The organism is Exiguobacterium sp. B2(2022) (assembly GCF_028823655.1).
GTDB lineage: Bacteria > Bacillota > Bacilli > Exiguobacteriales > Exiguobacteriaceae > Exiguobacterium > Exiguobacterium aestuarii_A.
This window is the reverse complement of the sequence record NZ_JAPEHX010000012.1, coordinates 42,486-48,654: the sequence shown is the minus strand read 5'-3', so window position 1 is coordinate 48,654 and position 6,169 is coordinate 42,486. Positions and strand designations below refer to the sequence as shown.

At 46.3% G+C, this 6,169-nt stretch carries 7 protein-coding genes; 5 read left to right on the top strand and 2 right to left on the bottom strand.

Features of this window, described 5'->3' with window-relative positions:
• Positions 1-10: 10 nt before the first annotated feature.
• Both ON063_RS03850 and ON063_RS03845 read right to left on the bottom strand, forming a co-directional pair.
• Positions 11-991 carry a YpdA family putative bacillithiol disulfide reductase gene (locus ON063_RS03850; protein ID WP_274664290.1) on the bottom strand — a complete coding sequence of 327 codons (981 nt, stop codon included), beginning with the start codon at positions 989-991 and terminating at the stop codon, positions 11-13.
• A gap of 51 nt (positions 992-1,042) precedes the next feature.
• Entirely contained in the window at positions 1,043-2,014 is a 972-nt protein-coding gene (locus tag ON063_RS03845) for an asparaginase (protein ID WP_074034643.1), read from the bottom strand.
• Positions 2,015-2,121: 107 nt separating this feature from the next.
• Between ON063_RS03845 and prsW the strand changes: the two genes are divergently transcribed.
• The 5 genes from prsW to rpsA all read left to right on the top strand — a co-directional run bounded on the left by prsW (position 2,122) and on the right by rpsA (position 6,131).
• Positions 2,122-2,778, top strand: a complete 657-nt coding sequence (gene prsW / locus ON063_RS03840; RefSeq protein WP_214691859.1) for a glutamic-type intramembrane protease PrsW — start codon at positions 2,122-2,124, stop codon at positions 2,776-2,778.
• A gap of 14 nt (positions 2,779-2,792) precedes the next feature.
• Positions 2,793-3,458: a flagellar brake protein gene (locus ON063_RS03835; protein WP_214691860.1), complete on the top strand. Its 666-nt coding sequence runs from the start codon at positions 2,793-2,795 to the stop codon at positions 3,456-3,458.
• A gap of 74 nt (positions 3,459-3,532) precedes the next feature.
• A complete protein-coding gene (gene cmk, locus ON063_RS03830; RefSeq protein ID WP_214691861.1) occupies positions 3,533-4,207 on the top strand; it encodes a (d)CMP kinase in 675 nt (224 codons plus the stop codon).
• Positions 4,204-4,827, top strand: a complete 624-nt coding sequence (locus tag ON063_RS03825; protein ID WP_274664289.1) for a lysophospholipid acyltransferase family protein — start codon at positions 4,204-4,206, stop codon at positions 4,825-4,827. Before cmk ends, ON063_RS03825 begins: the two co-directional genes overlap by 4 nt.
• A gap of 155 nt (positions 4,828-4,982) precedes the next feature.
• Positions 4,983-6,131, top strand: coding sequence for a 30S ribosomal protein S1 (rpsA, locus tag ON063_RS03820; RefSeq protein WP_274664288.1), 1,149 nt, complete (start codon positions 4,983-4,985; stop codon positions 6,129-6,131).
• Positions 6,132-6,169 lie beyond the last annotated feature (38 nt).

Here is a 6,169-nt window from a genome sequence, read left to right as displayed (position 1 = left end):
CCGAACTTTTTTATACTTGAATACGATTTGCGATCGTGTCTGCGATGGCTTTCCCATGAAAGCGACCGTTCTCGATAAAAATCTTATTCGCATCGTTGCCGGCAGCGACAACACCAGCGATGAACAAATGCTCGACATTCGTTTCGAACGATTCCTCATCAAACGTCGGAACACCGCTCTCCTCATCGATTGTGATTCCCGCATTTTCAAAAAGATGATGATCTGGTTGATACCCTGTCATCGCGAGGACGTGATCGGCATACACGTGCTTCTCTTCCCCATGTTGGTGATAATAGACACCGTCTTCGGTAATGCGATCGATTGTCGCTTCAAATTCCATCCGAACTTTCTCATGTCGGACGAGTGAATCGAAGTTAGGCAGAACCCATGGCTTCACCGAAGGACTATAAGAGTCACCGCGATAAAGCACGGTCACGTACGCTCCGGCTTTTTCGAGTTCGATTGCCGCATCGACTGCAGAGTTCTTTCCCCCGATAATGGTGACGTGTTGTCGATAGTACGGATGGGCCTCGTGGAAATAATGGTGGACGTGTGGTAACTCCTCACCAGGTACATCGAGCATACGAGGACGTCCATAATATCCTGTGGCTAAAATCACATAATCTGCCTCGCGAACGATTTCACCACGACGCTCATGTCTTGACGTCACGACAAACCGATTGTCGATTTTTTCTACTGATTCGACGTTCTCGAACGGATGGACGTTCAATCCGGTACGGGTGACGACTTCCCGATAGTAAACGAGTGCATCTTGTCGACGTGGCTTTAAATCTTTACATATAAACGGGATGTCCCCGATTTCTAACAGGTTTGCAGATGAAAAGAACGTTTGATGGGTCGGATATCGATAGATTGCATCAACGATATTTCCACGTTCAATAACCGTACAAGAAACCCCAATCTTCTCTAACTCGATGGCCGCTGATAGACCACATGGTCCAGCACCCACAATAATCGCTTGTTTATTCACTGAAAATCACCTCTTTGCTCATTGTAGGGAAGGGAATGCGGAAGCGCAAGGTTATTGCTGGAAGCTAAAGCTATGTTCCATGACGGATTGAGAAGAACCGGATTCGAGTTCCACGAGTAAACGCAGGCGAGCTTTTTGCGAATTCAACCCGTTCGAGAAAATGATCCCCATCTCTTTCAATTGTTTTCCGCCACCGGCATAACCGTATACGTCTTGGACGATTCCGTTAAAGCAACGGCTGACAATCACGACGGGGATTTCCTTGACCAAGCGCTCGAGCGCCGGCAAAAGTGTCGGTGGGACATTGCCTTGTCCTAATACTTCGAGGACGAGTCCGTCGTATCCAAGCTCCATCACCGATTCGAGTAAATCAGGCTCCATTCCCGCGACGACTTTTAACACAGCTACCCGTTTTGAGATGGACGGAATCATTTTAGGCTGTCTCGTTGCCGGTTGACTATAGATGAGTACGTGATCCTTTGTGACCATACCCACGTTTCCGAAATGGACCGATTTGAACGTATCAACGGATGACGTATGTGTTTTTGTGACGTTGAATGCCGAATGGATCTCTCCATTGAACACGACGAGTACCCCTTTTCCGCGAGCCGATTCACTCTTTGCGACCCGAAGAGCGGTAATTAAATTGAATTCACCGTCTGAACCGACTTCATTCGAGGAACGCATCGCTCCTGTCAAGACGATTGGTACAGGCGCACCGAGCGTAATCTGCAAGAAGTAAGCCGTTTCTTCAAGCGTATCTGTTCCATGTGTGATCACGACTCCGTCATACGTGTCCTGCGTCAACTCATGCTGAATGAATTGAGCCAGTTCAAGCATTTTATCGGGTGTCATATGTGGAGATGGGATATTTGAGAAATGCTTCGTTGTAATGTGGGCAATGTCCGTCGCCTTCGGAAGTGTAGCGTCGATTGGATTCACATCGCTCGGTTCGACGTGTCCTGTACCGGATTGGGACATAGCGATTGTACCGCCTGTGTGAATAAGTAATAAATGATTCATAAATGACCTCCTAATTATTTTTATGGATATTTCCATTTTCTAGGCGTTACACACTTTTTCTTTCAGACAATTCAGTGTATGCTAATGAGAGAAAGGAGAGATGCGTCATGATCGCAATCGCCTTGTCTGCGGTGGCACCAGGGCTTGCCCTTCTTTCCTACTTCTATCTTCGCCATGAATTGGAAGCAGAACCGCTCGGATATGTGATTCGTTCTTTCGTGGCCGGGGCCGTTCTCGTTTTCCCGATCATGTTTATCCAATATGCGTTCGTTGAAGAAGGGGTGCTGACTGGTCCGTTTTGGCAGGCATATGTCACCACTGCCTTACTCGAAGAGTTTTTTAAGTGGTTTATGATTTATTATACAATATATATACATAAAGTCTTTGATGATTACTACGACGGGATTCTCTATGCGGTCGCCTGCTCATTAGGCTTTGCGACGTTAGAGAATTTTTTATACTTATGGGTGTACGATTCATTAGAAATCGCGATTTGGCGCGCCATTTTACCCGTGAGCGGCCATGCATTGTTTGCGGTTGTCATGGGCTACTGTTTGGGGCGTGCCAAACATTCGGCACGTGAGCGGGTGTGGCTGTTTATGGCAATTTTTTCTGCAACGGTCATCCACGGGACGTTTGATTTGATCTTGATTTTAGAACCGAATCATAAGTTGCCGGCCGTGCTCTATATCGTCATTTTATGGATGGTTGCACTTCTACTTGTACGAGCAGCCAATCTGTCCAATCGTCGTCAATTTAAATAAAGGGGAACATGCATATGCTGAAAGAAGGACAAGAATTACGAATCGAAGTAGAAGGACGGAATGAGGGGAAAACAAAGATTGCTGCCATTGTGGATCAAATCGTTTGGATTGAATCACCAAGCGACATGACGACGCTTAAAACCTTCTTCTTACATGAAGAAGAAGAGATGCGTGTTTACTTTTTCAAAGGGGATAACCAGTTGTTCGCATTTGATACGAAAGTCGCGAAACGAATCAGTGATGCGCAGATGACGATTCGCTATGCTTTCAAGATGCCGGATGAGAAAAAAATCAAACGAATTCAACGACGTGAATATTTGCGCGTCCCTGAAATGATTGATGTGACAGTCGTTGCGGCAGATGGGGCAGACTTCGAATCATTCGAAACGACGTCGCTTGACGTATCGGCAGGCGGTATGAAAATTATTGCGAACCGTGTGCCCGTTGAAGTAAACGAATCGCTCATCGTTGTGTTCCGAATTGAAGATGAGCAGGGTGCGCCGCAACTCTTTCGTGTGAAGAGTCGTTTAGTACGTATACATAAACAAGAAGTGAAGCAAGAGCTTTCTTTGGCATTCGAAGATTTGACCCCTCGTGATCAGGAGACGATTTTACGATACTGTTTCCGCGTTCAACTTGAAGCGCGTAAGCGGACAGGGTCTGTATTTTCTTCAAGATAAAAAACTGTTATGATGTTCTCGGGATTATAGACCGAGAGGAGGAGGGTATCGGACACACTCGATACCCGTTTTGTATGAAAAAATCGTTACAAATTGCTTTAGATGGACCGGCTGGTGCCGGGAAAAGTACAATCGCCAAGTCGTTGGCGAAACAATTGGGCTATGTCTATATAGACACAGGTGCGATTTATCGAGCAGTCACATATCGTGCTTTAAACGAGGAGATTAATCTTGAAGATGGTCCCGCACTTGCAAAGATGATCGAGAACATGTCGATTCGTCTCGTGCCATCTGAAGAAGGGCAACGTGTATTCGATGGCGAACAAGAAGTGACAGATGTCATTCGCTCTAGTGAAGTGACGAATAATGTGAGTTTTGTCGCCCGTCAATCGGAAGTACGGGATGCCTTGATGGATTTACAGCGTGATTTGGCGAAGCATGGCGGTGTCGTCATGGATGGGCGCGATATCGGCACGCATGTGTTACCGAACGCAGATTTAAAAGTGTTTATGACTGCCTCGGTCGAAGAACGGGCACGCCGTCGCCATGAGGAAAATGTATCAAAAGGAATCCCGAGTGATTACGAGCGATTGAAGGAAGAAATCGCTCTTCGTGACAAACGTGATTCAGAGCGCGAGGTCGCGCCTCTCCGTCAAGCTGAAGATGCTCATTATCTCGATACGACGACGTTGTCGATTGATGGGGTCGTCTCGGCGATTGAACGATTAATTGAAGAGGTGAAAGCATGAGTAAACCGTTGAACAATGGTCCGTTTGGAATGTATCGGATGGCTAGGGCCGTCGTGAACATCATTCAACTCGCATCGTTTCGCGTCGAATTCATCGGACGCGAACATGTCCCAAAAGATGGATCGATTCTCGTCTGTTCGAACCACCAGTCAAACTGGGACCCGGTCCTCCTCGCATGTGCGATTCCGAAAGAACGTCCATTACGATTCTTTGCGAAAAAAGAGCTTTTCAGCGTTCCTGTATTGAAGCATATTTTGAACCGTTCGGGACAAATTCCTGTATCGCGTGGGGAAGGTGACCGTCAGGCGCTACGAGTTGTTCTTCAAAAGCTAAAAGAAGACGAGGTCATCTCGATTTTCCCTGAGGGTACACGTTCAAAAGATGGGACGTTAGGAAAGGCGCAAGCCGGGGTTGGTTTCTTTGCGATGCGTTCAGACGCGCACATTTTACCGATTGCCATCATCGGTAGATATAAGTTTCGTGCGAAATTGCGTGTCGTCATTGGAAAGCCGATTGATTTGGCTCCTTTGAAGGAACGTAAGGCAAACGCACAAGAGGCGGCTGACTTAATCATGAATACAATTGCCGACCTCTATTTGAAACATTCATTCACGAAGTAATTATAGGTTTGAGGAATTGAGGTTTAAACTTCTTTCAATAGAGGTACAATCTTCATAACGCCTTGACAAATTCTCGGAATTATAAGAGATTTATACTAGGTGTAAGCGCCTCAGGGCGCTCCTTTTTGTACTCATCGTGAGGGGGTAGTGTTGGAATGGTCGAAGAAATGAAAGATATGCCTGATTTTGAAATTAATCGTGGTCAAATTGTGACCGGAACAGTTGTCAAAATCGAGGACAAGCAAGCGCTGATCGATATCGGTTATAAAACCGAAGCGATTTTGCCAATTAGCGAAGTATCAAGCATGCATCTAGACGATTTAAACGAATCACTCCAAGTGAACGACGAGATTCGTGTCAAAGTTAAAAAAGTCACGGACGAAGAAGTGGTCGTTTCGAAAAAAGACGTCGATGCTGAAGCAGCATGGGATCGAATTGTCGAGAAATTCGAATCGGGCGAAGTGTTTGAAGTGATGGTGAAAGATAAGGTCAAAGGTGGCCTTGTCGTCGATATCGGAATCCGTGGATTTATCCCGGCATCTCTTGTCGAAAGTCACTTCGTCGAAGACTTCTCGTCTTATTTAAACAAACCAATTACCGTAAAAGTCGTCGAGATTGATCGCGAAAAAAATCGCGTCATCTTGTCACATAAAGCAGTTGTCGAAGCAGAAATGAGCGCCAAGAAATCAGAGACGCTTGAATCGCTCGAAGTCGGTCAAGTGATCGAAGGAACGGTTCAACGTTTGACAGACTTCGGTGCGTTCGTTGATATCGGCGGTGTGGACGGTCTCGTCCATATCTCAGAAATGGCGCACAGCCGTGTTGATAAGCCGAGCGATGTCGTAACAGAAGGCGACCGCGTCAAAGTGAAGGTCCTTGGTCTCGACTTGGATAATGAAAAAGTGAAGCTCTCGATTAAAGAGACACAACCAGGTCCGTGGGAAACGATTGAAGGGAAAATTCAACCGGGTGATGTGATCGAAGGAACTGTCAAACGTCTCGTGACGTTCGGTGCTTTCGTCGAGGTCGCACCACAAGTGGAAGGTCTCCTTCATATCTCGCAAATCGCAAACCGTCACATCGCAACGCCATCTGAAGTTTTATCAGAAGGCCAAGAAGTGAAAGTCAAAGTATTAGATGTTCATCTCGATGATAAGAAAATCTCATTGTCGATGCGTGCACTCGAATCATCTGAACCGACTCGTCAAGATGATGATCAAGCGTTACTCGACGAATACAGCGACCAAGGAGGATTCTCTGTCTCTGAACTGACAGGTGATGAATCTTCGGACGACTCTAAATAAGATGATCGTTCAAGCGGGAGTCATGCTCCCGCTTCTTT